Source organism: Thalassomonas actiniarum, assembly GCF_000948975.2.
Lineage (GTDB): Bacteria > Pseudomonadota > Gammaproteobacteria > Enterobacterales > Alteromonadaceae > Thalassomonas > Thalassomonas actiniarum.
The window spans coordinates 242,638-268,016 of record NZ_CP059735.1; the positions used below are offsets into that span (position 1 = coordinate 242,638).

Annotated in this window: 24 protein-coding genes; 7 read left to right on the top strand and 17 right to left on the bottom strand. The window is 49.3% G+C overall.

From position 1 onward, the window contains the following. Positions 1-167 precede the first annotated feature (167 nt). The 5 genes from SG35_RS01135 (at position 168) to flgN (ending at position 5,327) form a co-directional block, all read left to right on the top strand. Positions 168-1,922, top strand: coding sequence for a type I secretion system permease/ATPase (locus SG35_RS01135; protein WP_044833716.1), 1,755 nt, complete (start codon positions 168-170; stop codon positions 1,920-1,922). A gap of 6 nt (positions 1,923-1,928) precedes the next feature. Next, entirely contained in the window at positions 1,929-3,287 is a 1,359-nt protein-coding gene (locus tag SG35_RS01140) for an HlyD family type I secretion periplasmic adaptor subunit (protein ID WP_053043148.1), read from the top strand. Between the two features lie 244 nt (positions 3,288-3,531). Continuing rightward, positions 3,532-4,500: a hypothetical protein gene (locus SG35_RS01145; RefSeq protein WP_152646675.1), complete on the top strand. Its 969-nt coding sequence runs from the start codon at positions 3,532-3,534 to the stop codon at positions 4,498-4,500. A 123-nt stretch (positions 4,501-4,623) separates the two neighbouring features. Continuing rightward, positions 4,624-4,893, top strand: a complete 270-nt coding sequence (gene flgM / locus SG35_RS01150) for a flagellar biosynthesis anti-sigma factor FlgM (RefSeq protein WP_084692814.1) — start codon at positions 4,624-4,626, stop codon at positions 4,891-4,893. After that, positions 4,890-5,327 (top strand): flagellar protein FlgN, encoded by a 438-nt coding sequence (gene flgN / locus SG35_RS01155; protein ID WP_044833714.1) that lies wholly within the window; start codon positions 4,890-4,892, stop codon positions 5,325-5,327. Before flgM ends, flgN begins: the two co-directional genes overlap by 4 nt. 63 nt (positions 5,328-5,390) lie before the next feature. Here flgN and SG35_RS01160 read toward each other — a convergent pair whose 3' ends face one another. After that, complete coding sequence (locus tag SG35_RS01160) at positions 5,391-6,218, bottom strand: sugar phosphate isomerase/epimerase family protein (RefSeq protein WP_044833713.1); 828 nt, start codon at positions 6,216-6,218, stop codon at positions 5,391-5,393. Between the two features lie 185 nt (positions 6,219-6,403). Between SG35_RS01160 and SG35_RS01165 the strand changes: the two genes are divergently transcribed. Next, positions 6,404-7,240, top strand: coding sequence for a phytanoyl-CoA dioxygenase family protein (locus tag SG35_RS01165; RefSeq protein ID WP_044833712.1), 837 nt, complete (start codon positions 6,404-6,406; stop codon positions 7,238-7,240). Positions 7,241-7,378: 138 nt separating this feature from the next. Here the strand turns inward: SG35_RS01165 and SG35_RS01170 are convergent, their stop codons facing one another. After that, on the bottom strand, positions 7,379-8,314 hold the full coding sequence (locus SG35_RS01170; protein ID WP_044833711.1) for a LysR family transcriptional regulator: 936 nt from the start codon (positions 8,312-8,314) through the stop codon (positions 7,379-7,381). A 266-nt stretch (positions 8,315-8,580) separates the two neighbouring features. Here SG35_RS01170 and SG35_RS01175 point away from each other — a divergent pair, with 266 nt between their 5' ends. Next, positions 8,581-9,822 (top strand): NupC/NupG family nucleoside CNT transporter, encoded by a 1,242-nt coding sequence (locus tag SG35_RS01175; RefSeq protein ID WP_044833710.1) that lies wholly within the window; start codon positions 8,581-8,583, stop codon positions 9,820-9,822. Between the two features lie 95 nt (positions 9,823-9,917). On the opposite strand, the gene SG35_RS01180 is transcribed toward SG35_RS01175, so the two are convergent. The 15 genes from SG35_RS01180 to SG35_RS01250 all read right to left on the bottom strand — a co-directional run bounded on the left by SG35_RS01180 (position 9,918) and on the right by SG35_RS01250 (position 25,286). After that, positions 9,918-10,070, bottom strand: coding sequence for a hypothetical protein (locus SG35_RS01180; protein WP_169749412.1), 153 nt, complete (start codon positions 10,068-10,070; stop codon positions 9,918-9,920). A gap of 279 nt (positions 10,071-10,349) precedes the next feature. Then, positions 10,350-11,510 (bottom strand): lipase family protein, encoded by a 1,161-nt coding sequence (locus tag SG35_RS01185; protein WP_044833709.1) that lies wholly within the window; start codon positions 11,508-11,510, stop codon positions 10,350-10,352. A gap of 35 nt (positions 11,511-11,545) precedes the next feature. Continuing rightward, the gene (locus tag SG35_RS01190; protein ID WP_053043146.1) at positions 11,546-12,148 is read right to left on the bottom strand and encodes a DUF6795 domain-containing protein; all 603 of its coding nucleotides are present in this window, start codon (positions 12,146-12,148) and stop codon (positions 11,546-11,548) included. Positions 12,149-12,269: 121 nt separating this feature from the next. Then, the gene (locus tag SG35_RS01195) at positions 12,270-12,857 is read right to left on the bottom strand and encodes a DUF6795 domain-containing protein (protein ID WP_274055316.1); all 588 of its coding nucleotides are present in this window, start codon (positions 12,855-12,857) and stop codon (positions 12,270-12,272) included. A gap of 114 nt (positions 12,858-12,971) precedes the next feature. Then, positions 12,972-14,966: an amidohydrolase family protein gene (locus SG35_RS01200; protein ID WP_084692813.1), complete on the bottom strand. Its 1,995-nt coding sequence runs from the start codon at positions 14,964-14,966 to the stop codon at positions 12,972-12,974. A gap of 169 nt (positions 14,967-15,135) precedes the next feature. Beyond that, the gene (locus tag SG35_RS01205; RefSeq protein WP_044833707.1) at positions 15,136-16,104 is read right to left on the bottom strand and encodes a hypothetical protein; all 969 of its coding nucleotides are present in this window, start codon (positions 16,102-16,104) and stop codon (positions 15,136-15,138) included. 80 nt (positions 16,105-16,184) lie between these two features. Next, a complete protein-coding gene (locus tag SG35_RS01210; RefSeq protein ID WP_044833706.1) occupies positions 16,185-16,994 on the bottom strand; it encodes a hypothetical protein in 810 nt (269 codons plus the stop codon). Between the two features lie 339 nt (positions 16,995-17,333). Further along, the gene (locus SG35_RS01215; RefSeq protein WP_044833705.1) at positions 17,334-17,759 is read right to left on the bottom strand and encodes a hypothetical protein; all 426 of its coding nucleotides are present in this window, start codon (positions 17,757-17,759) and stop codon (positions 17,334-17,336) included. A gap of 21 nt (positions 17,760-17,780) precedes the next feature. Beyond that, positions 17,781-19,103: a FliI/YscN family ATPase gene (locus SG35_RS01220; protein ID WP_044833704.1), complete on the bottom strand. Its 1,323-nt coding sequence runs from the start codon at positions 19,101-19,103 to the stop codon at positions 17,781-17,783. 21 nt (positions 19,104-19,124) lie between these two features. Next, on the bottom strand, positions 19,125-19,805 hold the full coding sequence (locus SG35_RS01225; protein WP_044833703.1) for a FliH/SctL family protein: 681 nt from the start codon (positions 19,803-19,805) through the stop codon (positions 19,125-19,127). Beyond that, positions 19,805-20,818 carry a FliG C-terminal domain-containing protein gene (locus tag SG35_RS01230; protein WP_044833702.1) on the bottom strand — a complete coding sequence of 338 codons (1,014 nt, stop codon included), beginning with the start codon at positions 20,816-20,818 and terminating at the stop codon, positions 19,805-19,807. The genes SG35_RS01225 and SG35_RS01230 overlap by 1 nt, the downstream gene beginning before the upstream one ends. Next, positions 20,811-22,580, bottom strand: a complete 1,770-nt coding sequence (fliF, locus tag SG35_RS01235; RefSeq protein WP_053043144.1) for a flagellar basal-body MS-ring/collar protein FliF — start codon at positions 22,578-22,580, stop codon at positions 20,811-20,813. The genes SG35_RS01230 and fliF overlap by 8 nt, the downstream gene beginning before the upstream one ends. Before the next feature lie 17 nt (positions 22,581-22,597). Then, positions 22,598-22,927 (bottom strand): flagellar hook-basal body complex protein FliE, encoded by a 330-nt coding sequence (gene fliE, locus SG35_RS01240; RefSeq protein WP_044833701.1) that lies wholly within the window; start codon positions 22,925-22,927, stop codon positions 22,598-22,600. A gap of 104 nt (positions 22,928-23,031) precedes the next feature. Further along, complete coding sequence (locus tag SG35_RS01245; RefSeq protein WP_044833700.1) at positions 23,032-24,345, bottom strand: sigma-54 dependent transcriptional regulator; 1,314 nt, start codon at positions 24,343-24,345, stop codon at positions 23,032-23,034. A 2-nt stretch (positions 24,346-24,347) separates the two neighbouring features. Beyond that, complete coding sequence (locus tag SG35_RS01250) at positions 24,348-25,286, bottom strand: OmpA family protein (RefSeq protein ID WP_084692812.1); 939 nt, start codon at positions 25,284-25,286, stop codon at positions 24,348-24,350. Between the last annotated feature and the right edge of the window lie 93 nt (positions 25,287-25,379).

Genomic DNA, 25,379 nt, shown 5'->3' on the forward strand with positions numbered 1-25,379 from the left:
CATGATCAACTTGTGTTCTTGAGCATCCACCCCGGAAAAATTATTATGAGATAATTCTTTTATTTGTAATTCAAAATATTACTGCTAGCATGGGCTGTTTATTTTTCTCGGGTGTGAGCAGCAGCCAACAGTTCAAGCCATGACCGCAATAGAAAAAAGGAGTATCTATGCGCCAACCGTCTGATTTAATCCTGGCATTTAGGCAGTGCCGAAAAAGTTTCCTCGCGATTGGTTTGTTCAGCTGCGGTATTAATCTTTTGATGCTGGTGCCGGCATTTTATATGCTGCAGGTGTATGACCGGGTGGTGACCAGCGGCAGCGGCTCGACCTTGCTGATGCTGACCCTGGTGATGTTGTTTTTATTGGCGGGCATGGGGGTACTGGACTGGCTGCGCAGCGTGATCCTGGTCAAAGTCAGCATGAAAATAGGCTTATTGCTGAACCAGAGAATTTTTGACGGCGCCTTCAAGCAAACGCTGCTCGACGGCAAGGTACAGAACCATTTGCAGCCGATGCAGGATCTGACCGGCTTGCGCCAGTTCCTGTCCGGCAACGGGGTCACCTCTTTTTTTGATGCCCCCTGGGTACCGATTTATCTGGCGGTGATGTTTTTTATCCATCCGGTTTTTGGCTGGATAGGGTTATTTGCCGCCGTGATCATGATTATTTTTGCCCTGCTCAACGAGCATTTCAATAAAGGCGTGCAGCTTGAGGCGAGTCATCATAATGCCCAGGCGGTGAACTATACCATGTCCAGTTTGCGTAATGCCGAAGTGGTCCAGGCCATGGGCATGCTGACAAATATCCGCCGCCGCTGGCAGCTGTATGCCAGCAAAGCCTTGTATTACCAGGATATCAACGGCAGGCGTTCGGCGCTGTTTGTTTCCCTCTCCAAAACCGTGCGTTTTATCCTGCAATCGGCGATTTTAGGCGCCGGCGCCTTGCTGGTGATCCAGCAGGAGATGACCCCGGGTTTGATGATCGGCGGCTCGCTGCTGCTGGGCAGGGCGCTGGCACCTATCGATCAGTTGATCAATACCTGGAAGCAATTTATCAATGCCCGCAACCAATATCAGCGCTTGAACCAATTACTGCATGAGCTGCCGTTGGAAGCGGAAAAAACCCCTTTGCCTGTGCCTGAAGGCCGGATAACGGTTGAGCGCCTGGTGGTGGCAGCCCCCGGGAGCAAGGCGCCGATTTTAAAGGGATTAAACTTTAGCCTCAGGCCGGGGGAGATCTTGGGCCTTATCGGGCCGAGCGCCGCCGGTAAATCGACCCTGGCGCGGGTATTGCTCGGCATATGGCCGGCCTCTAACGGCAAGGTCAGGTTAGACGGCGCCGATATTTTTTTAAGGCCGGCGGATGAGCTCGGTCAGTATATCGGTTATCTGCCCCAGGATGTTGAGTTATTTGAAGGTACCATTGCCGAGAACATTGCCCGCTTTAACCGGGTGGATGCCGAGGCTGTTCATCTGGCTGCCCGGCAGGCGGGGGTGCATGACATGATCCTGCGCCTGCCCCAGGGCTATGATACTCAAATCGGCAGCGGCGGCAGCTTCCTCTCCGGGGGGCAAAGACAGCGTATCGGCCTGGCCCGGGCCCTTTATGGGCAGCCGAAACTGGTGGTGCTGGACGAACCGAATGCCAGTTTGGATGAACAGGGGGAAGTCGCCCTGGAAAAAGCCATCCAGGTCTTAAAAGCCAATAAAACCACAGTGATTATTATTTCCCACCGCAAGCATGTGTTTACCTGTGTGGATACTTTATTCGTGATGAATGCCGGGGTGATTTCACTCGGGGGGCCAAGGGAGCAGGTGCTGGCAAAATTAAACTCTGTGCCTATGCCTGCGAAAACACCGGCTGCGCCGTCGAGCCCCGCGCCCGCCGCCCCGGTTTCGGCCAAGATCAATAAGGCGATATAAAGTCCAATGAAACTAATCTCTTATCTGAAAAACTTAGTTAAATCTACTCCCGTGTCCCCGACCGGGGGCAAGGGGCATGAACTGAATGTTGATGCGACCAGGTACCATAAACTGGGGTACGCTTTTATTGCAGTGATCTTTGCCGGTTTTGGCAGCTGGTCTGCTTTGGCTCCCCTCGACAGTGCGGTGATTGCACCGGCAACGGTGACGGTAGAGTCTTTTAAAAAGCAGGTGCAGCATCTTGAAGGCGGCATAGTGAAAAAGATTTATGCCCGCGAAGGGGAGTTTGTGCAAGCGTCTCAGTTACTGCTGGAGTTGGACGATACCCAGATCAAGGTGCAGCTGCAGTTGCTGGAAGGGGAGTTGCTGACCCTGGGCGCCCAGCAGGCCCGTTTGATTGCCGAGCGGGATAACCTGGCGGAAATTGTTTTTGACAACTTACACGACGGCGATCCCAGGATCGCAGAAATACGTAAGGGACAGCAGCATATTTTTGCTACCCGGTTAAGTGTGAAAAACGGCGAAGAAGAGATCCTGCAGCATAAAATCAAACAGCTAACGGCCTCGGTGGAAGGGCTTCACGGCCTGATTGCCAGCAAAAACAAAAGGATCCGTTCTTATGAGGCAGAGCTGACGGATCTGCGAAAGCTAATGCAGCAGGGCTATGCCAATAAAGCGCAAATTCGCCAGTTGGAAAGGGATCAGGCGGAGCTGGAAGGGGAAGTTGCCGAACATAGTTCGCAAATTGCCGGGATTGAAATTCAGGTGGGGGAAACCCGGCTGGAGATTTTACAGCTGACGAAAAATTTTCAGACGGAAACCGCCGATCAGCTGGATCAGGTGCACCAGTTGTTGCTGGATAAGCAGGAGCGTTTGCGCTCGCTGCAAGACATACTGGCGCGGACCCGTATCTATGCCCCGGTGGCGGGCAAGGTGTTAGGTTTGTCGGTACATACTTTGGGGGGCGTGATCAAACCGGGGGCGACGATTTTGGAGCTGGTGCCGCAGGCCGATAACCTGGTGCTGGACGCCCAGGTATCACCGGCGGATATCAGCCGTCTGGAACTGGCGCAAGCGGTGGAATTAAGGTTCAACACTTTTAAGAAGGCCGCCACTGTGATCGCCTACGGCGAAGTGGTCAATATTTCCGCCGACAGCCTGGTAAATGAAGAAGCGGAGCGGGCGTATTATCTTGCCAGGGTGGCCCTGAGCCGGGAAAGCCTCGACGAGCTGGAAAAAGAGGGCAAGATCTTATTGCCGGGTATGCCGGCGGAAGTACTGATCAAGACCGGACAGCAAACCTTTCTCGATTATATCCTGCAGCCGGTAACCGATATGCTGGCCCGTTCTTTTATCGAAGAATAAAGGGAGCGGCCAGGCTCTTTTTGCCGGTTAAAGCGGCAAGGCAGGTCAAAATTTGCCGGGAGGAAGCTCCCGGTTTATGGCCAGGTTTGGGTTTATACGGCTTTTTTCCGGTATAAGACGTCAAATCTACTGCCGAAACACCATGGTATGCCTCTTGCTTAGTTTTAGCTGGAATAAGTCAATAAATAGAGCGAGTTAAGCTAAATAGAGACTTGTTAGCAGCGAAACAGCAAGGAAGAAGACAATGACATCAATCAATTCAATGAGTTCAGACCCGGGCGCCATTCACTACCGTCAAACAAATGTCGTCGGCGTCAAATCTGTAGAAAACAAAAATAATGAATTTCAGGCGGTTGCTCCGGTTCCTGCCATCGAACAGCAAAAATCATCCGGCGTACCTTTGTCGCAGCAAGGCGTAGTCAACCTGGCTTATCAAATGGGGCCGCTGAAGGAGTTGCCGGAATCCGTTAAAGCCGGGATGTTGACCAGGGAAGATGCCAAGGCAACGCTGGAAAGCATTGAGCAGGACAGGCTTGCCTATGAAGCCAGCGGCCCGCTGAAGGAAACCCAAGCCCTGATTTGGGTGAACGGCGAAGTGGTTGCCATGTACGACCAGCAGGGACAAGGCGCTTCCAGAAATTTTGTTGCCGGCGATATCAAGCAGGCCAATGGCGATCTCAATGCCCTGATGGATCTGCTTAAAGAAAAATACGGCAGCGATGTGTCGATAGAAACCTTTGCCCCGGGCACGGGCCCCACCAATGCCGAAGCCTTTGAACTCTTTAACGGCATCAGCTACAGCGATTTTATCAATTCGGAAATCGGCGGCAGAAAGGAAGCGCTTGCAAACGAACAAATGCTCGGTTTGCAAAGGGATGATGCGGAGCAAAAACGCCGGATTCTATATGAGCAGGTGCCGCAAACCGCGGTCTTTAAAGTGGGCGGCAGCATAGTGGGCAGCCTTAACGAAAAGGGTTTTGTCGATATCAATGCCAATATTCTCGAACAGGCGGATGCCAGGGGCATAGACAGAGAGGCTTTGCAGGCTTTTTACAGTTACGACGAGATGAGCAATACCGACAGCGATAAGATGCAAGCCATGCTGGAAGATATTTTTGGCGGCGACATTGAAGTACAGCAATTTAGCGGCAGTGATATGCCGTCACTGGGCGCTGTCCGCAATGATGCCAAAGCCGGGGTGTTGCCCTTATAAAGGGTCGGCGGCAGGCTTGCCGGTAAAAATTAAACATTTTTGGTTTTTTGAAAAAATCTATTTAAGTTTTGTTAAACTGGGGTCGCTCTATTCAATTAACAGCATTACATAGAAAGCCCCTGAATGATGAAAATAGTCAATAGCCCGCTGGTAAGTGCGGGTTTAAACAGCCAAGCAAGCAAGCCGGCCGGTAAAGAGAGTAAAGAAAGCGCCCCTGTGCCCGAGAGGACGACTAAGGTGGATAACTTCCTGGATATCAACAATCAATTGGCTTCGTCATCCGATGTCGATATGGAAAAAGTGAACCAGGTACGCGAGCTGATCGCCGAGGGTAATCTGACCTTAGACGTGGATGTGCTCAGCGACGCCATTTTGGAAATGCACAGACGATGAATAATGTTCAACAGGGACTTAGAGCACTGGTCAATGGTATCAAGCAGGATATTATTTACTACACCCGCTTTCAGGCCCTGTTAAAAGAACAACAGGTTGCGATGCAGCGCCATGACAGTGAAAAACTGCTCAAGGTGAATCAGCGCCATGAAAAGCTCTATCAGCTGATTTTAGCCCAGGCGAAAAAACGTAAGGCCATCTTGCTGAAATTTGGCGTGACGGCGGATAACGCGGGCATAGAAACCGTGTTTAACAGCTTAAATCATGTTTCCAAAGGCCGGGTTTACGAGTTGTGGCAACAGCTGGAGCAACTGACCCGGGATTGCCAGCAGCAAAATGAGATCAACGGCCGTTTACTGGCCGCCCAGCACGAATTACTCAATAAACTCATTCACCCGCAAGACAGCGGCGAATACGCACCTGTTATGCTTTAAAGCGGCAGAAATATCTTTACGTCAATCTTTCTGCTGCTTCCTGAAAATCCCCTTTTTTAGCACTTAAGTCGGGATCTGCAACTGTTTTTCCAAATGCTGTTTGATAAAGTAATTCGCCTGCCAGATATCTGTCAGGGTTTGTTCACTGTGAGGTTTTACATGGGCATAAGGAAACGGGCCGAATTCCGGGGTGATGGTCAGTGCTTTTTCTTGGCGCTCAGCAGCATTGTTAACCACCGACTGCCATAAGCGGGTATGGTTATCCAGATGTACCTGCCAACAGGGATCTTGCGGATCGGTAACTTGCGGTCCTTCCTCATAACCGACTCTGGCGTGAACATGAAAGGCGCTTTTTAACAAGGCATCTACCCGGGCTTGTTGATCGCTTAAGTCAGACTCGTGTACCACCATCCAGTGGCTGATATCCAGATTCAGTTTCAGCTCGGGCAATTCGTTTAAAATCGCTTCCGTGGTCAGGGTATTGAAGGTAGGCCTGAACCTGTGGGTTTCATGGGTGATGTTAATGCCGTGTTCCTGTTCCAGCTCTAATGCCCGGTTGAATATTTTCAGGTTATCGCTAAGTGAAAAAATATCCCGGCCGGTATGGCAATTGATAAATTTGGGATTAAAGGTTATGGCTTGCTCTACCTGGCGCTCAAGGCTTTCCAGGTGCTGTTGTGGTGTATCACCGTCAGTGCCTATGCCGGTGATGATGGCTAAATCATGCTCCTGATGGGCTTTAAGGGTAGCGGCGCTGCTAATCGGGTAAAAAGGTAAAAATAATTCCGTCCCCTGGTAGCCTTCCTGCTTGATCTTGGTTAATAAGCCATTTAACTCTTGCTCATTGTTGCACTGGGCTTCCCAGAATGATTTATGAAACGATAACTGCACGCTTATGATCCTGCCTGATGAAAAAGCCGCTAAGCTTACCCCAAGTTGGGGGGATAGTGATATTCCAAATAGTAATATCTTTTTTGAAAGATATTCAATTTACCCACATTACGCTCAGGGGTATAGTTTGCTTATTAACCGCCATCATAAATGATGGCTTCCTTCTTTTTCAAAGCAGAGTAAGTATGTTAAGCAGCGAACAAATTCAGCAGTACCGGCAGCAAGGTTTTGTGGTACTGGATCAGGTTATTCCGCAAGCCATGTTGGAACAGGTAAAAGCCCGTGCGGCTTTGCTGGTGGAGCAATGGGTGGAAGACAGCCCGTCGCACACCTTTACCACCAAAGACAATAACCGCAGCGGTGATGATTACTTTCTGGAGTCGGCAGAAAAAATACGCTGTTTTTTTGAAGAAGAAGCTTTTGGCGAAGACGGTAAACTGGTGCAGGATCGCAGCTTATGTATCAATAAAATCGGTCACGCCCTGCATGAGTTAGATCCGGTTTTCTCTGAATTTAGCCACCAGGGCATGTTGGGGCAGATAGCCCGGGACATAGGCATGCAGCAGCCAGAAATTCGCCAATCCATGTATATTTTCAAGCAGCCGAGGATCGGCGGTGAAGTCAACTGGCACCAGGATGCGACCTTTTTCTATACCACGCCGCAAAGCGTTGTGACTTACTGGTTTGCCATTGAAGATGCGACCCTGGAAAACGGTTGTTTATGGGTGGAGCCGGCAGGACATTTAGGGCCGCTGCGTGAGCGTTTTACTCTTGATGGCAGAACTACGACTATGCTGCCGTTAGATGGGACGCCGTGGCCGACAGAAAACGGCCAGTCGGTGGAAGTAAAAGCCGGTAGTATCGTGGTATTTCAGGGGACTTTACCCCATTACAGTGCGCCGAACCGTTCCAATAAGTCTCGCCAGGCGTACACTTTGCACGTGACCGATGGCGCATGTGAATATGCCAAAGAAAACTGGCTGCAGAGCCGGGAGTTGCCGCTCAGGGGTTTTGATCTTTAGTTATTGGTTTTTTTCTTTTTTGAGCGCTTTGGTTTTAAAGGATAACTCGTGTACGCCTCCCAACCAAGCCTCGCCGGTGAATCCCGCCAGGCGCTCATTTTTCTTCTTTGCTTTTGAAAGTTGTGCTTAAACAGCTGGTTAATCTTTAGCGTTAATGCTTTGTGCGGCCTGGATAATCTGGTTTTTTAACCATAAATGCGCCGGGTCGAGATCGCTGCGCTGATGCCAGATCAGGGAATATACCACAGGCAAAGACGGGCAGGGCATAGGCAGCTGTCTCAATGGCTTGTGGCTGAGGGCGAATTTGGCCCAGGTCGAGGAGGTGGTAAACACCAGATCTGAGCGGCTGCATAAACTGCCGGCGGTATTAAAGTCAGGCACATTGATGGCAATGTCACGCTGCAAGCCTTGTTTGGCCAGGTTTTTATCAAAGACCGGCTGGCCGAGTTCATTATCGCGCACATGGATATGGCGGCAGCCCAGGTAGGCGTCCTGATCCCAGGGCCGGGATAAAGCCGGATGATTCTCCTGTACCAGGCACACCAGTTCGTCCCTGTATAATTCTCTGATATTTAACAGATTACCTAGATTGGGCGTTTGGCCGATATCGTGGGGCAGGATGACAAAGTCCAGTTGTCCCTGGTTGAGCTGTTCCAGGCTGATGTTGTCTTTAAACCAGGTATTTAATTTCATACCCGGAGCCTTACTCAGCACTTTGCTGATAAAGGCGCCGGCGATAAATTCAAAGGCGCTTTCCTGCATCGACAAGCGGATACAGCCCTGGTAGGAGCTGAGATCAAATTCTTCCGGGGAAAACAGCTGGCTCATGGCCGACAGCGCCGAGGTTAATTTTGGTTCCAGCGCCAGGGCATAGGCGGTGGGAATGAGTCCGCGGGCTGAGCGGTGAAACAAAGGATCATTAAATAAATGGCGCAACTGAGCGAGGTTCTTACTGACAGACGACTGGCTGAGGTTAAGTTGGTTGGCTGTTGCCGAGGCATTGCGTTCTTTGAGCAAGACCTGCAGGGTCACCAGCAAATTGATATTAACACGGGACAGTTGTGAGGATTCCAAAGCTAGCCTTTCACCTGGGTTGCCAAAAGATAAGTAAATTTTTCCATTGCTTACTCGTGGCCGATAAGAAGCCGAACAGCAAAGGATTAGGCCGAGTTTAGCGATTATTGACTGTCCGTACAAATCTATTGCCTGGTTTAAACATTAGCGCTTGCCGTTAAGCTGTGCGACACTGCCCGGCTGTGTCCTATTAAAATAAAGGCTGCGCCTACCCGGGTATGGGGTTAGCGTCAGCGCATAACAAAGAATAAGAGTTGAGAAGTTTTATGGAATTTCCCATGGGAATTTTAGGGGTAGTGACCCTGATCACTTTGGCGGTATTGATGTCCACCAACCGCCAGGCCATTAATGTGCGCACCGTTAGCTGGGCATTTTTTTTACAGGCGGGCTTTGCCGCTTTTGTGCTTTATCTGCCGTTTGGTCAGGCGGTATTAAGCAGTATTTCTGCCGGGGTGCAGTGGGTGATCGACAGCGGCCAGCACGGCGTCGACTTTATTTTTGGCGCCCTGGTCGGGGAGAAAATGTTTGAGGTATTCGGCAGCAGCGGCTTTATCTTTGCCCTGCGGGTGTTGCCGATCATTATTTTCTTCTCCTCGTTAATTTCAGTGCTGTATTACTTGGGCATCATGCAGAAAATTATCCAGCTGCTTGGCGGCGGTTTGCAAAAGCTGCTCGGCATCAGCCGCCCTGAGGCGATGTCGGCCACCGCCAATATTTTTGTCGGGTTAACCGAAGCGCCGCTGGTGGTGCGTCCCTTTATTTCCCATATGAGCCAATCTCAGTTATTTGCCGTGATGGTCGGCGGTACCGCCTCGGTGGCAGGCTCGGTATTGGTGGGTTATGCCAGTTTGGGGATAGATCTGAAATACCTGGTGGCGGCTTCCTTTATGGCGGCACCGGGGGGGTTGTTGATGGCGAAAATCATCATGCCGGAGAACGGCAAGCCGATAGATTCATTGGCAGGCATTAACAGCGATGATGAAAGTCAGCCGGTCAATGTTATTGATGCCGCCGCTACAGGTGCGGCCGACGGTATGAAACTCGCCTTTAATGTTGGTGGTATGTTGTTGGCGTTTATCGGCCTGATTGCGTTAATGAACGGTGCGGTGGGCGGTATTGCTTCCTGGATGGGCTTTAATGGCATTACCATAGAAATGTTGTTGGGATACCTGTTTTCACCACTGGCCTTACTGATAGGTGCGCCCTGGGAAGAGGCATTACAGGCGGGCAGTTTTATCGGGCAAAAATTCATGGTGAATGAATTTGTTGCTTATATTGATTTTGTTCAGGCTAAAGAGACCTTATCTGAAAACAGCCAGGTGATTATTACCTTTGCCTTGTGCGGTTTTGCCAATTTATCGGCGATTGCCATTTTATTGGGAGGGCTGGGGGCGATAGCACCTGAGCGACGTCCTGACCTTGCCCGTTTGGGATTAAAAGCCGTGATTGCCGGATCTTTATCTAACTTGATGAGCGCCAGTTTAGCCGGGGTGTTTTTGGCGTTGTAAGTGCCTGGAATCATGAAATAAGGTCAGCACCTACTTGAGTGCTGACCCTAACGGTCAGTTTCATACTTTAATTTATCTGTTATTAAAGTTGTTGATTAACACATAAGAGGATTAGTAGGCTCTTCGCAGTACCAGGTCCAGGGTCTGCTGGTATAACCGCCACCCACTTGAGGGGTCATATTTTCAGGCAGTGCTTTTTTGTCGTCTGAAAGGTTTTTTAATTTTTTCTTGTTTAATTTAAGTTTCATTGACATATCCTTGTAAGTTGTTGTTATTTATACAGTACGTACTAACAAATTCTCGTCCTGTCAATGAACAAACTACGGAAGCTTTTGTTTAAAATCAAGCCACAAATGTAACCGGATGTAACGGATGGAATATCATATTCTTTTTGGTAATAAGTTTTTGTGTTTTGATTGAAAAGGTTTTTCCGGTGTTGACAGTACCTGAATCTGGTTGATTCGGTACTGTCTGTTGCGGTTTTGCTATTGTGAGCGTTTAGTGTTGAAAAGTATTATTGTTTTTGATTAGTTAATGCTATCTAAAGCCTGGCGGGCGATCCGGTACAAGGCATTGACGGTAATGGAAAATACCCAGCGGATAAATTCAAAAGTAAGCTCGGTTACCTTTACACTGGCTTTACCGGCAAAGACCAGCATATGGCCAAGCAGGCCGGTGGCTTGTACCGCAAATTTTGCCGAGGCTTGTGCGACTTCGGTCAGGGTTCTGGCCAGCATATCGTAAAAAGTCAGGCCGACGCTGAAGCTTGCCTGGGCTGCTACTGCGGCATAATAGCCGGAGTCTTTTAATAAAGTGATCAGGGCGGCGCTGATGCGTTCACTCCAGTGGGGGGAGAAAAAAGCCTGATAGCGATCTTCATATTGTAACCGCACTGCCTGGGATAATCGCTGATCGGAGATTTTTTGTAATTTGGCGAAATCATCATATGTTCCGGCGGTATTGATATAGCCCGGGTTGTCGCCTGCCATAGAGTGGGCGTCTATGCTCATCCCTATGCCAGAGTTTAATCTATATTCAGTACCAGCATGGGTAAATGGCCATAACGGGACGCTTGGCACAGGATCAGCGCCATGAGTGCAGCGATAAATTTTTTCAATATTGGCATTGGTTTTTATGGAAAAGCCATTCATGCCTACTCTGGGGGCGCCAAAAGTATAAAGTTGAACCTCTCGGCCATATTCGCTTTTGGCCCAATTTGCGGTCAGGGTGGCTAAGGCGCCTCCCAAACTATGGCCAACACAATGCAGTTTTCCATTGCGATTTTTATCCAGGTATTGTTGGAATGCCGGGCGCATGGAGTTAAAGGTTTTATTAAAACCGGCATGTGCCATGGAGCCATTGGAGCTGCCGCTAAGGCCAATATTGGCGTTGGTTAACCAGTCTCGTCCCGAGGTAAACTCGGTGCCGCGAATGGCAATGACATGCTGGCCTTTATATTCAGGGCTTTTACCCTGACCCATAACCGCAAAGCCTGTACTGCGGTTAAATAAGTGGGAAAAGAAACCGCCACTGACTCCCTGCACCGGGCCATTTGATAAGTTAAAGTCGAAGTTTTTTTCTATTAGACTAGTACTTGCAAAATTTGTAACTCCTGTGGATGAAGCATTTTTAAATTGATAAACAAATTCTGCTAGTTCAGCTGCTATTTTGGGGGTTAATACGCTCATAATAAATTCCTTTTATTACAGTTTGTTTATTTGTTCTACTCTTCTATTTTGTATATTTCAAAGTCTTCATCCCAACGACAGATGCTAGCAGCTGAATGGCGTCTGTCTGGGTTATATTCATGGGTAAATTCAAAGTGCGCCAATGGTGAGGTTAAATCGCAGTTTAAAGAGGCTAATTTTTTATTGTAAGTTGACACTGGCTTTATACCCGTATGAGTTGATAGCCAGAGCGGGCGTTTTTGATCTTCATCTTCAACAAAAATAATTTGCCGAGTTGTATGTTCAACCATAAAGTTGCCGGGCATCTTAGAGCGAATATTAACTTCGGGAAGGATAAAGTGGCCTTCATTATCTGTTTTTACACTATCTATGCGTTCTTTATTATCAGCATAGGTCAGGCTGCGGATAACTTCGGTTCCGGCTACTGCTTTTCCTTTTTTAAGTATTTGGCCTTTTACTTCCGGGCATAAATGCACATCGTATTTTTTGAAAAATCCAAACATGTCCGCCATTCCTTCTGTTGGGAATATCACAGTAAACAAGGTGAGCAGCAATAAAAACAGGCAAGTAACCAGAGGAAAGATTAGCTTTTTTTTCTTGCTATTCTTATTTTTACTATCAGTAAAAGAGGTGCTCATATTCATCCATGATCATGAGAAAAAATATATTGTAATCTGGTGGTGATATTTTAGCCAGTTGTTTGTTTTTTTTAATTTAAAACAAGTTTTATTTGTATGCGAATAAAGTTGTTAAGAGAAATTATTCGTCATTTTCATGAATATGATAAATTGAGAAATCCTCATCCCACTGGCAAATAGTTCCTGCGTAATGTGGGCGCTGTTGGGTATCATTGGCAAATTCGAAGCTGACTCTCGGAGAGGTTAAATCACAATTTAACGAAGATAATTTACGAGCGTAGGCTGCTTTTGGTTTATATCCCGGGAGATTTGAATTCCACAAAATATATTTCTTTTTGCTTTGTTCGATATAGATAATTTGCAGGGTATTATGCTCTACCAGAAAATTACCAGGCAGTTTAGAGCGAATATTAACTTCCGGTAGGGAAAATCTTCCTTCTTCATCTGTGAAGGTATGATCATAGCGGTCTTTATAATCAACATAACTCAGATAGCGGATAACTTTTTCTCCGGCTAAAGGTTTACCTTGATTGAGTACCTGACCTTTTACTTGTGGGCATAAATGCACGTCATATTTTTTGAAAAATCCAAACATATCCGCCATTCCTTTGGTTAAGACAGTTACTGAGAGTATCAAGAATAAAAGCAAACTTGTTTTTAAGGCAAATTTTAACTTGGTTTTGTATTTATTTTTGTTATCAAAAAACATGCTCATATTCATCCTTGTCTATGAGAAAATGGTAATGTCTTGATAGTAGTTTAGCGGTTTTTAGGTCATTGTTTCCGGCGATTAATCCAACCGCCGGAAACCAGCTAAATCACTTTAGTGAAAAGCGCTGAAAGGTTTAATACCTATGGCCTGGTGCAGCTCATTCGGTTTATATAATTTCTCCCCTTTAAATACCAAAGCAACCTTACGGATATCGCTGATGTTTTCCAGCGGGTTGCCTTCAAGTAAAATAAAGTCGGCCGTCTGCCCAGGGGCAATAGTACCAACATTTTCCTGACCGGCTATCCGGGCGGAATTTACCGTGGCAATTTTTAAAACATCTTCATTGCTGATGCCGGCCTTAGCATAGAGCTCCAGTTCGCGGTGCAAGGTGAAGCCTTCGAGGGCATCGGTGCCCGGCACCAGGCGGATACCTGCGTCATGCAGCTTTTTGATCATCTTCAACAACGCCTGGAACGAGCGTTTGTAGGCGGCTTCGTTATCGGTGTTGATATCAAGGTCGGCAGAAAGAAAGCCGCGTCTGACATCGGCTGGCATATGCTCTGCTATCGCCCGGTAGCTGGGGTCTATTTCCCCGGCTTTATTTAAAAACATGCCTTCGAAAATAGTCACGGTCGGGTCTACTATGACGTCTTCTTTTTTAAGCAGGGCGATAAAGTCGTTTACTTCTTTCGAGTCCAGATCCAGTTCTCCTGCCTTATCGCCTACCAAGGTGAAGCGCACCGGGGTCCGGGTGTCGGAGTCTTTGTCTGCCAGGAAGTTTAAAAACACCATATTGATATGCTGGATTTCATCGAAGCCGTCTTTTACTGCCTGTTCCGTGGTCATAAAGGACGGGATATGGCCGCTGAGTTTCATGTTGTTTTTATGGACTCTTTTCGCCAGCTCGGGCACCCATTCCGGGTTAATGGAGCTGTAGATTTTGATCTGCTGATAGCCGCGTTCACCGTACCAGTCGATATATTCAAGCGCCTGCTCTAAAGTGCTGGCAAGTTTGCCGGTAGGGGCAGAATAGGGGCTTTGCTGGTCGATAAAACCTGCCCGGTAGACAGTTGGACCGATAGCGGCATTTTGATTAAACAGCTTAGTGGCTTCCATCAGCTGGTTATGGTCGTTGGCCAGATCCCTGGCGCTGGTGACACCGGCGGCAATATTCAAATAACCCGACTGGAGCGAGATGTGGCTGTGCATATCCCATAACCCCGGCATCAGGGTATTGCCTTTGCCGTCTATGGTTCTTGTTGGTTTCACCTCGGCTTGTTTGCCGACAGCGATGATCTTGCCGTTTTCAATGGCTACCTGGGTGTCTTTGAGCAACCCGGCGTCTGTGGCGGTAAAGACATTGATATTCTTGATTAAAGTGACTCCGGCAAGGTCTTCGCCAAATGTTTCGGCCTGCTGGCGGAAATAATTGTCTTCTGCGGCTTCCTGCAACTCTTTTAATTTAGCCAGGTTGGCTCCCCAGCCTTCTGGAACTATGCCCATCCAGCCGAAGCTGAAGCCGAATAAGCGGTAGTTATCGTCAAACCAGCCATAGGTAGGGCTAAAGCCAAAGCCTTTAATGGCCAGCAGGTGTACTGTTTTTGTCTGGTCGCCAAGCGATACCCGGGTACTGGTAATTTTTTCGAAGCTGGCGGTGCCGGAAGGCAGCATTTGGATTTTTTTTTCTTTGCTGGCATCAATGGCTTTGACCAGTAATTCATAAAAGTACAGAGTACCGTCAGCGGCACTGTAAAAAGCCTTGTCCTTGATTGTTTTTGAGTCGGCTTCCAGGGTGTTTTGCCATCGGGCGACGTTTCCCTTAAGGGTGAATTTTTCGTCGGTTTTGGCCCCCATATAAGCATGGCCGGTCACAATTTGTTTGCTGATGATGCCTTGGTCGTTGAGCCAGATCTCATCCCGCAGTTTCGGGCCGCGGCCCCGGTCGTTAAATTCGAAGGTAGTGACGCTATGTTTGTCATCGAGGTGGGTGACTTCCATAAAGCCGGATTTTTCACCCGAGGTAAGCCAGTCGTATTTAATTACCTGCTGCGCCTGTGACATCAGGGGCAGCAGGATTAGTATCAGGAAAAGAAATTGTGGTCGCATGATAGATCCATTTTATTGTTATTGCTTGAGGCCTGATTTGCTCCGGCAGTTCTTTGCGGGCAAGTCAGGCGGCTCGGCGAGCGCTACTTGCTCATTGCGGGCAGCTTCCCATAGATTGCTTTTTATTTCAATGGATTACCATTTATTAATAGTGGGGCTTTATTTTCCCCTAGATAAGCAGGGGGCCTGGTATGCAAATTTCCTGACGCAGCAAGCGGCGGCCCTGTTTAAAGGCATTTTTTATGGAAGGGGTATTTTCCCGGTTAATAAAGCCGAAGAAAAACTCGAACTTGTTGATTTGTTCTTTGATAAACAGGCGTTGCATTGGCGAAGCATAACCTAATCCCCGGTATTGCCCGGCAATAAAGATATCGTTGAACAGCAAGCCGTTATAACCGAGTTCTGATGAACTTTCCCCCATGATCATGCCAATCGGTTTGTCTCCTGACATGGCACAGGCGCATAAGTTATTTTCTATCGCTTCTTTAATCTCTTCTTTTTCCGAAATAGGCACTATGGTTTTCATTTCTGGCTGCTTAGCCAAAAACTCATTATATTCCTGCTGATACCAGGGCCAGTCTTGTTCGAGGTCAAAGGGGCGTAAGCGGATGCCTGTATCTATATCTGTTAGCAACTGGTTTGGTTCTGCGGCGACAAAACTGTCACAGGGCAGGGTGCCCGGCAGGGCAAGTAATTGCTGTTCGATATCTGAGCCGGGGCGGGTCCAGACGGTGATATATTTGGCCTGGCACCAGGAAAAAGCCTGGCAAACTTGTGGGGTAATTTCTTTGAGTGTAGCCAGATCTAGGCTAAGGTTACTGAATATCTCAATCAGGGTTTCATCGGCTTCGTTACGGCAGACATGGGCCAAAAAGACTTGTCCGTTGTCCCGTTCAAAAATTTGCGGCATCAGGGCTTCATCCGTAACCGAATCACTGAGCTGCCTGCGCTTTCTTACCTCATTCAGGCTTTGGGGGTCATTACCTTCATTTAAAGCCCAAAGATCTTTTATCTCATTTCTCAGGGCCTTATCCAGGTCTATTTCTTGTAAATCACCCAGGTGGTATGTGTTTAAAACGCCCTGGGCTACTCTTTGTAAGGTGTCGGCTTTGACGTCTTTAAGGGGGTAGTGTTTCATTCGTTATCTTATGTCGCTGTTGTTGATAACGATGTGGTGTTTTCAGCTAAATGGATCAAGTTTGCTTATGTAACAAAGGGTTAATACTTACGTTTTTTTCCGAAGATCAATTCCATATCATCCACTTCAAACGGTCCTTCTTCTTCTTTTTCATGGGCTTCTTTTTTGAATTTGTCGTAGAAGGTATGGTTCTGCTCTTCTATCACCCCGGTAACCCCGACATTGAGGACATTAATGCTGTCTATGGTTTCGGTCACTGACTTCATCACCTCTTCGTTTTCACAGGTGAGGCCGCCGAGTATTTCCACCGCCTTATCGTTGAGGGCCTGGGCTTTGGCATATTTTTTCTGCTCGACATAACGCATAGACTGGTTTTTATAAATTTCAGCCTTTAAACGTACAATAAGTATATCCAGTTGATGGTTTTCTACTTCCAGTTGCTCGTCGCTCAGTTTGCCCTTGGCATGCTCAACCTTTAAGGTGATCATCAGCAACATGGCTTGCTTGAGGATGCGGCCGAGTTCGTTTAAGTCGGTGGGGATGGACAACTGGGCATAATAATAAGGCTCTGCTTCAGTCAGGGCGCGGAAGTTTTCCAGTTTCTTTTCCATGCTGGCAATTAAGCCGTGGCGTTTTTTGGTGCCTTCCAAATCCGCCAGGGCTTTTAACGCGACCACGGCCCGTTCTAAACAGACGATGGAGCTGACGGCGGTCAGGGGTAAAATAGCCTGGCCGTTTAGCAGTCTTTGGGTTTTGATGACGATGGCTTTGAATTTCAGGATTTTACGGTGGCGGCTGGCCATAGATCTTTGCCTGGCGGTGCGGAAAAAGTCCAGCAACACACCTAAGACAAAAATAACCAGCAATGTTACCGAAATAAAAACGTACATTTAACTTCAACCACCTAAAAATGCATAAACTGCCATGCGGCATAAAGCTATACCAGCGACAGAAAAACACTAAAAATTAAATTTAATTTATTAAACAGTGAATTAAAACTGTTTATCAAAGGGGGCAGTTGTATTCTAACATAAAGGGGGTTTTGATCCATCATTTCTCGGATTCCCTGGCGGTGTTAAAGTTAACAAACCTGTCAATTTTTAAGCACACTGCAACTGGCCTGAAGCCAGATTAGCACGCTTTTAACGGCTTAGCTAACCCTTTAACATGAATGTTTTGTAAAGCTTGTTTGTGTATTGTTTTTACAGGATTTTTGGTGTTTTTCTGTATTATTTTTCTTGCGGGGAGTTTGTCCTGATAAACGCCAGGGTGGCAATGTCATCGTTGGCAAAATCTTCCTGTTGCTGCTTTTTTTGCTGCGCCAGTTTTGCCTGTTTATTGCTGATGATTTCCAAGCCTTTATAATGACAATACTGTTGCTTGAGCAGCTGGTTTTGCCGTTGCAAATCAACTTGTGTTAATGAGACTTGCTGTTCCTGAAAATCCACCACTTTGGCGATTTGCTGCTGCATGCCGTGTTGGTTTTGCAGTGCCAGGGCATGGTTATGGCTGCTGACATCGGTTAGGGCTTGCTGGTATTGCACCAGTTGCTCCAGATATTGCTCTTGTCCGATGAGCTTGTCGTTAAGTTCAGATCTTTGCTTGCTCAGTTGTTCCAGCTTTTGTTGTTGCAAGTTTTTAAATTTATTGAGCATCTGATCCTCTTGAAAAAGCGGTTAACCTGCCATTAGTTCCGCCAGCTGCCGACAGCTGGTCTCAAGATCACTTGGCTGATTAAATCCTTGCTGTAAAAAGGCACTGATGCGGGGAAAAACCTGTACCGCATGATCCATTTCAACGTCTTTGCCCGGCTGATAACCCCCCATGGGAATAAGCTCCCTGATTTGCTGATAGCGGCTGTAGAGTTTTTTTAATTTCATCGCCTGCTGTAAATGCTCCGGGGTTACTACTTGCGGCATCACCCGGCTGATGGAGGCAGAAATGTCTATTGCCGGGTAGTGGCCCTGTTCTGCCAGCTCCCGGGTTAATACTATATGGCCGTCGAGTATCGCCCTGGCGGCATCGACGATCGGGTCTTGCTGGTTATCGCCTTCTGCCAGTACGGTATAAATGGCGGTCATGCTGCCGACAGATAAACCATTGCCGGCGCGTTCCACCAGCTGGGTTAATAAACTAAATACCGAAGGGGGATAACCTTTGGTGGCCGGCGGCTCGCCCGTGGCCAGGCCGATTTCCCTCTGTGCCTGGGCATAACGGGTCAATGAGTCCATCAGCAATAACACATGCTGGCCCTGATCCCGGTAATACTCTGCCAGGCGGTGACAAACCTGGGCGGCGCGCAGCCGCATTAACGGTGTGGCATCTGCCGGGGCGGCAATGACGATAGCACGGGCCAGCCCCTGTTCGCCTAAGCTGTGTTCGATAAATTCCCGCACTTCCCGGCCGCGCTCGCCGATCAGGCCTACAATCACGATATCCGCCTGGGTATATTGGGTCATCATGCCCAGCAGCACGCTTTTGCCGACCCCGGAACCGGCGAATAATCCCAGGCGCTGGCCTTTGCCGGGAGTGAGCATAGCATTGATGGCGCGGATGCCGACATCTATGCTTTCGGTGATCGGGGTGCGGCTCAGGGGATTGTTCGGCGGTGAAAACAGCGGGATTTGCTCGCCTGAAATTGCCGGTTTGCCGTCCAGCGGCTGTAATAAGCCGTCGAGCACCCGGCCGAGCAGCTGTTTGCCTGCGGTAATTTTTTCTACCCCTGCCAGCGGTGTTACCCGGGCGCCGGAGAATAAACCGGCGGCGTTTTGCAGCGGCATTAAATAAGTGATTTCCCGGTTAAAGCCGATGACTTCTGCGGCTAAAGGTTTGTCCTGGGCGGTTTCCACCAGGCAGCGTTGTCCCATGATCAAACGGCAGCCGGTGACCTCCAGCGTTAAGCCGTTTAGCCGCACCAGGCGGCCATAAACCTTGGCCACCGGGCCCGAGTCCAGGGTGTCCAGGGCATTTTTCAGTTTATGTTCTAGGGTATCCTGCACGCGTTTGTCTCCGGGCAGTTATCAGGCGATTGATTTGTTGACGTTTTCCATGCACTCGGCAAAACGCTCTTCGGTATTAACGGCAATTTCCATCTGCGCCGAGCGTATCAGGCAATCGCCGATGTCCAGCTGATCGTCTGCTTCAAGCGGCCAGCCGTTTAATTTTGTCAGCCCCAGGGCGCTCAGTCTTTGCAGATCTTCGCTGTTGAGAAAAATCCGGATCTTATCAACATCGTCCGACAGCGACGCCATGGCTTCTTCCGCCAGGGTCAAAATTTGTTTTGGGTTTAAGGTCAGCTCTGCCCGAATTACGCTGCGGGCTACCTGGGTTACCAAATCGCCTATCAGGGCTTGCTGTGCCTGGAGCTTATGGTGGGACAACTGTTCTACCTTGTCCTGTATTGTTGCCAGCAAGCCGGTGGCGGCATGAAAAATGGCTTGTCCTTTTTTCTGGCCTTCCGCCAGTCCCGAAGCCAGCCCTTGCTGGTGGCCTTCTTTTTTACCTTCTTCTATTCCCCGGGGAAAGCCCTGCTGGTGACCTTCCTGATGGCCGAGTTCCAGTCCTTCCTGGAATCCCTGTTCAAAGCTGGGTTGTTCATCATCCCCCAAGGGTGCCAGTTCTTCGTTTTCACTGCGAAACGGCGGGAATTTATGAGGCCGGTAGCCGCTGCCGGCGGACTTTACAATTCTGCTGGTATTCATTAGCGCACTACCTGCTCTTCAAACAGTTGCAGCTGTAATTCGCCTTCTTCATATAAGCGGCGGGCAACGGCCATGATTTCGGTTCTAGCCTGTTCAATTTTACTTAACGGCGTGGGTCCCAGACGTTGAATTTCATCTTCCAGGGCCTGGGCCATACGTTTGGGCAGGGCATCGAAGATCTGGGTCTTAATGGCAAAGTCCACCCCTTTTAAGGCGATGGCCAGCATGCCTTCCGGCAGTTCGGCGATCAGATCCTGTATCACTTCCAGTGGCTGGCGCGACAGGATCATAAAGTCAAACATGTTGTCTTTAATGGCGTCGGCGGTATCGGAATTGTGCAGCTTCACCAGTTCCATGATATTGGCCTTATCGCCACTGTAGCGGTTGAGGATATCCGCCGCCTGGCGGGTGCCGTTAACCCGGGCGCCGGATTGTTCGGCGACAAAGTCTATGCAGCGGTCTAAGGTGATACGTAAGTCCTTGATCACATGTTCGCTGATTTCCTGGAGGTTGGCCACCCGGTAAAGCAATTCGTCATGGCTTTCCTGCGGCAGGTGATTGAGCACGGCATTGGCGGTATCCGGCGGTAAAAATGCCAGCATAACCGCCTGCATTTGCGGGTGTTCGTGTCGGAAAAAACGTGCCAGTACATCTACCGGCAGCCATTGCAGGCGCTGAATGTCGTTGGAGATGGTATCGCCGTAGATGGAGTCGAGCATGCCGCGGGCAAGTTTGTTGCCCAGTGCCATATCCAGGGATTTTTCCAGGTACTCGCGGGATGCGCCGCTGATGCCGCTTTGCTTGGTATATTGTTCAAAAAAGTGCTGCAGTATGTTCTGTGCTTCCAGGGTGGAAACATTACCCAGGCGCGCCATGGCATTGGAAACACTTTGTACTTCGCTTCTTTCCATGCGCTGTAAAATTTTGGCGGCGGATTCTTCTCCCATGCTCAGCAGTAAAATTGCCGCTTTTTCACAGTCGTTAAACATCATTTTTGTCTGTGCTTCACTCATGTAAACCTCGATCGCCTGTATTGACCCAATTCTTCAGCACTTCTGCCACCCGTACGGTTTCTTTATCCGCCAGTAATTGCAGGTGTGCCAGCTGCACGCTGAATTCACTGCCCGGCGCCGGTAATTCCGGTACTTTCACCTGGGGCTTGGCTTCAGCGGTGCCGTCCATGTTAGTGTCGTCCATCAAGGCAACACCGTTATCTTCCTGCTGTTCATCGGTATGTTCCGGGTAGTGCTGCGGATCTTGCTGGCTGGCTTGACGTTGTTCGAAAACTTCGCCGCCCCGCTCTGCCGGTGTTGATTGCAGCTGGATCAGGTGACGTACCAGGGGGCGGACCCCCATAAAGATCAGTGCCAGGCCTAATATTGCCCCCACCAGGTAGCGTAAATATTCCTGCCACACGCTTTGTTGCCACCACTGTACTTCAGGTGCGGTGACTATCTGGGGTTCGACAACAAAGTTAAAACCGCTGATCGTAAACTGGTCGCCGCGCTGTTTGTTGATGCCGATGGCTTTTTCCACGCTGTTGGCGATTTGTGCCAGCTCGGTGTCGGTCCAGCCGTTTTCGCCGCCGGCAACCTTGTTATTTAAAATCACGGAAACGCTTAATTGCTCGATGCGCCCCTGCTGGTGTTTTTTGTGCACTACCGAGCGGCCGACCTGGTATTCTTTTGAAGATTCGTTGCGCTGGCTGATGCTGTTGCTGTCTTGTTTGTTTTCGCTGGTTTCTTCTGCCTCGCTGTCGGCGTCCGGTTTTATCGGCGGCTGATTGGTTAATGAGCCGGGGACGCCAAAGGCGAGTACGTCTTTGGTGGTTTGCTCGCGGATGTTTTCTTTGCTGACCACGGTATCCGGGCTCACGGTTTCCACGGTTTCTTCGATTTCGCTGAAATCTAAGTCTGCGGTGACCTGGATCCGGAAATTATCGGCGCCTACCAGCGGATAAATGATGTCGCTGGCCCTTTGCTGTATACGGGCTTCCAGCGCCTGTTTGTAGTCTACCTGCTGCATTGCCACCCGGCCGCTGCTTTGGGCGTCCCCCAGGCCTAAGCTTAATAACCGGCCCGACTGATCAACCACGGAAACCCCTTCAGGTTTCATGCCGGGTAAACTGTTGGCAACTAAATTGACTATGGCTTCTACCTGGCCCTGTTCCAAATGGCGGCCGGCCTGGAGATCCAGCATTACAGAGGCGGTGGGTTTTTCTTCGTTACGGCCGATAAATAAGGTGCGTTTTGGCAGGGCAAGGTGTACCCGGGCGCTGCGGATGGCGTCCATGGTAATAATCGAACGCGCCAGTTCTCCTTCCAGGGCATGGCGGTAACGCATCGACTCCATAAACTGGCTGATGCCTAAACCGGTTTTACCGTCCAGGCCGTCCATGCCGCTGGGTAAATTCATTTTAACACCGCGGGCCGCCAGGCTCATACGGATTTGCGCCAGGTGTTGCTCCGGCACCAGGATTTGTCCCGAATTCTGATCTAAGCGGTACAGGGTTTCTTCCTGCTCTAACAGTTCCAGGATACTGGCCTGGTCGTAAAGTTCCTGTTTGCCGTATAAAGGCACATAGTTTTCGTTGGCGGTCCAGAGAATAATTACTATGGTGGCGGCGATCACGCCGGCGAGCAGGGCGATTTGCAAGACCGCGCGGTTGTCGCCGGACAGGGTGCGCCAGTGGCTAAAGAAAGATTTTGCTTTATCCAGGGCCTGATTTTTCTGGGGTTCTTGCCCCGGTGCTACTTGTTGAGATACCAGCTCCACAGTCTACTCCCGGCTACTTATAAAGGCATACGCATAATGTCGTCTAAACCCGACATCAGCTTGTTTCTGACCTGCATTAATACAGAAAAACTCAGGCCGGCTTTCTGGCTCATCACCATGGCGCCGACCAAGTCATCGCTGCGACCGGCATCGACCGCCGTCATCAGCTCCCCAGCTTTCAGCTGCTGCTGGTTAATATCCTGGACCATGGTTTTCATGGTTTGGCCGAAGGAGACCGAGTTGACGGAATTGTCTGACGATAACGCGACTTCTTTACTGGCCCTGATCTGCATCAGTTCCATTTTGTTGAGTAAGTCCAGCGAGTGTAAGTTGTTCTCTACTTTCATTGTGTTCCCCTTAAACCTCTATGCCCTGTTGTCGCATTATCAGTGCCATTTTGTTGAGTAAATCCAGCGAGTGTAAGTTGTTCTCTACTTTCATGATATTTCACTTAGACCTCTATGCCCTGTTCCCGCATTGCCGCCATCTTGTAGCGTAATGCCCTTGGCGTGACACCTAAAGCTGCTGCTGTTTTGGTTTTATGGCCGCTAAATTGTTTTAGCGTCTCTAATACATATTGATATTCTGCATGCTTCTTACTCGACTCCAGTCCCTGGGCGCTATGTTCAACTTGGGGAGCGGTTTGCGTCGGGATTGCTGCCGGCAGCATAAGATCTGCCACCTGGAGTTCCATGCCCCGGGCCATGATCAGCGCCCTTTGGATAACATTTTCCAGCTCCCTGACATTGCCGGGCCAGTGATGGCTCTGCAGCGCCAGTTTGGCGCTTTTACAAATGGAGTAGCCGGGAGACGGCGCGTATTTGCCGATGAAATATTCCGTCAGCGGAATAATATCGTCCCGGCGCTCCCGAAGGGCCGGCCAGCTCAGGGGTAAGACATCGAGACGGTAATAAAGATCTTCGCGAAACAATCCCTGTGCCACTTGCTGCGACAGGTTTTTATTGGTGGCGGCAATAATACGTATATCTAATTTGACTTTTTGGTTGCTGCCCAGGCGTTCGACTTCCCGCTCCTGCAGCACCCGCAGCAGCTTGGCCTGCAACGGCAGCGGCATTTCCGAGATTTCATCCAACATCAAAGTGCCGCCGTTGGCCAGTTCGAATTTTCCCGCCTGGCTCGATACCGCGCCGGTATAGGCGCCTTTGCTGTGGCCGAACAGCATGGATTCGATCATGGTTTCCGGGATAGCGGCACAGTTAAAGGCGATAAAAGGCCCGGATGAACGGGGAGAGTTATCGTGAAGATATTGTGCCAGGCGCTCCTTGCCGGTACCGGATTCGCCGCTGATCAATACCGTGGCATCGGTTTGTGCCGCCCGCAGTGCCAGCTGGATCACCTGGCGGCTGGCGGCAGAGCTGACCACGAGATCTGCTACCGGGTTATGTAAACTGATGGCCTGATCTATGGCTGACACCAGTTGCTGATCGGTAAAAGGTTTCAGTAAATAATCGGATGCGCCCACACCTATGGCGTCGGCGGCGAGCTGGCATTGCTGGCTTTCCACCATGACCAGGATCACGGTACTTTTATGGGTACGGGAAAAGACCCGGACAAAATCGGTGAGTTGCATATCCGGCAAAAAAGCCGAGACCAGCACCACGGCAGGTGAAACTGTTGATGCCGTGGTAAAAGCCGATGAAGCACTTTGACAGCGGTGGATATCATATTGCTGTCTGGCCAGGTATTCACTGTCAACACATGTCGTTGAAGGTGTTTCAACGATTAACAAGCTGTTATTTGCCATGCTTAATTAACCTTCTGTCGAATGATACGCAAGTTCACACGCCGGTTTTGTTGGCGTCCCTTTGCCGTAGAGTTGTCCGCCAGCGGATAGCGATCACCGTGGGATCTCACTTCAATCAGCTCGGGGCTTACCCCGGCTTCGAGCAGATGTGTATATAAATCATCGGCCCTTTGTTGCGATAACCTCAGGTTTTCTGCCATGCTGCCTGAGCTGTCGCTATGGCCGTCTATCAATAATTTACTGATATCCCCTGCCATATCGAGGTAGCGGGCGGTAAGTTTCATCTGCTCTTGCTGCTGCTCAGACAATAAATACTCGTTGGCGTCAAAATAAAAGTTCCTGTCCCTGACCTGTTCATACGAATAGGGCGCCAGCTCAGTCAAACAGGCATAAAACTGCTCGAAAGACGTACCGCGGCTGACCGCAGGCAATACCAGATGCACCTGCTGCTTATCGGCGAAAACAAGATTAATATGCCCCCATACACCCTGTTGTAACGCCTGTAGCAACTCGGTAACACCTGTGGTGACCTGTGATTTTTTCGATTGTTTTTCTTGCAGTTTTGTTTGCTTGCTGACTTGCTGAAAGCCATGGAACCACTGGCTTTCGGGCAGTGATTTCCGGCTCCAGGGGGCCGCCGAACGGCCTAAGCGATAAGTGACAATGTCGTTCTGGTAAAGCACCGAATCGGGTGTGATTTCTAGGGCGTAACCGGCTTTTTGCGCCAGCGAGATGCCGCCGAAATTATCCACCCGGGTGCTTAACCGACAGTTGAAACTATCGCCTTGATATAACCAGTGGACACGGTCCAGGGGAGTGACGATAGGCGCCGCACTTAATTTCAGCATGCTAAAAAATAGACTGAATGTGAGTAAACTAAGCCTGAGAAACATGGTTTCTGTCATCCTCTTAATACGCACCCGGATTGAATAAAAATTCATTACGGGTACACCGCTAGGTGATATCAGCAAAAATTATTAAGATGGAAACAGGCACAGGCGGACGCGGAGAAGAATGATCTTCTCCCAAGCGAA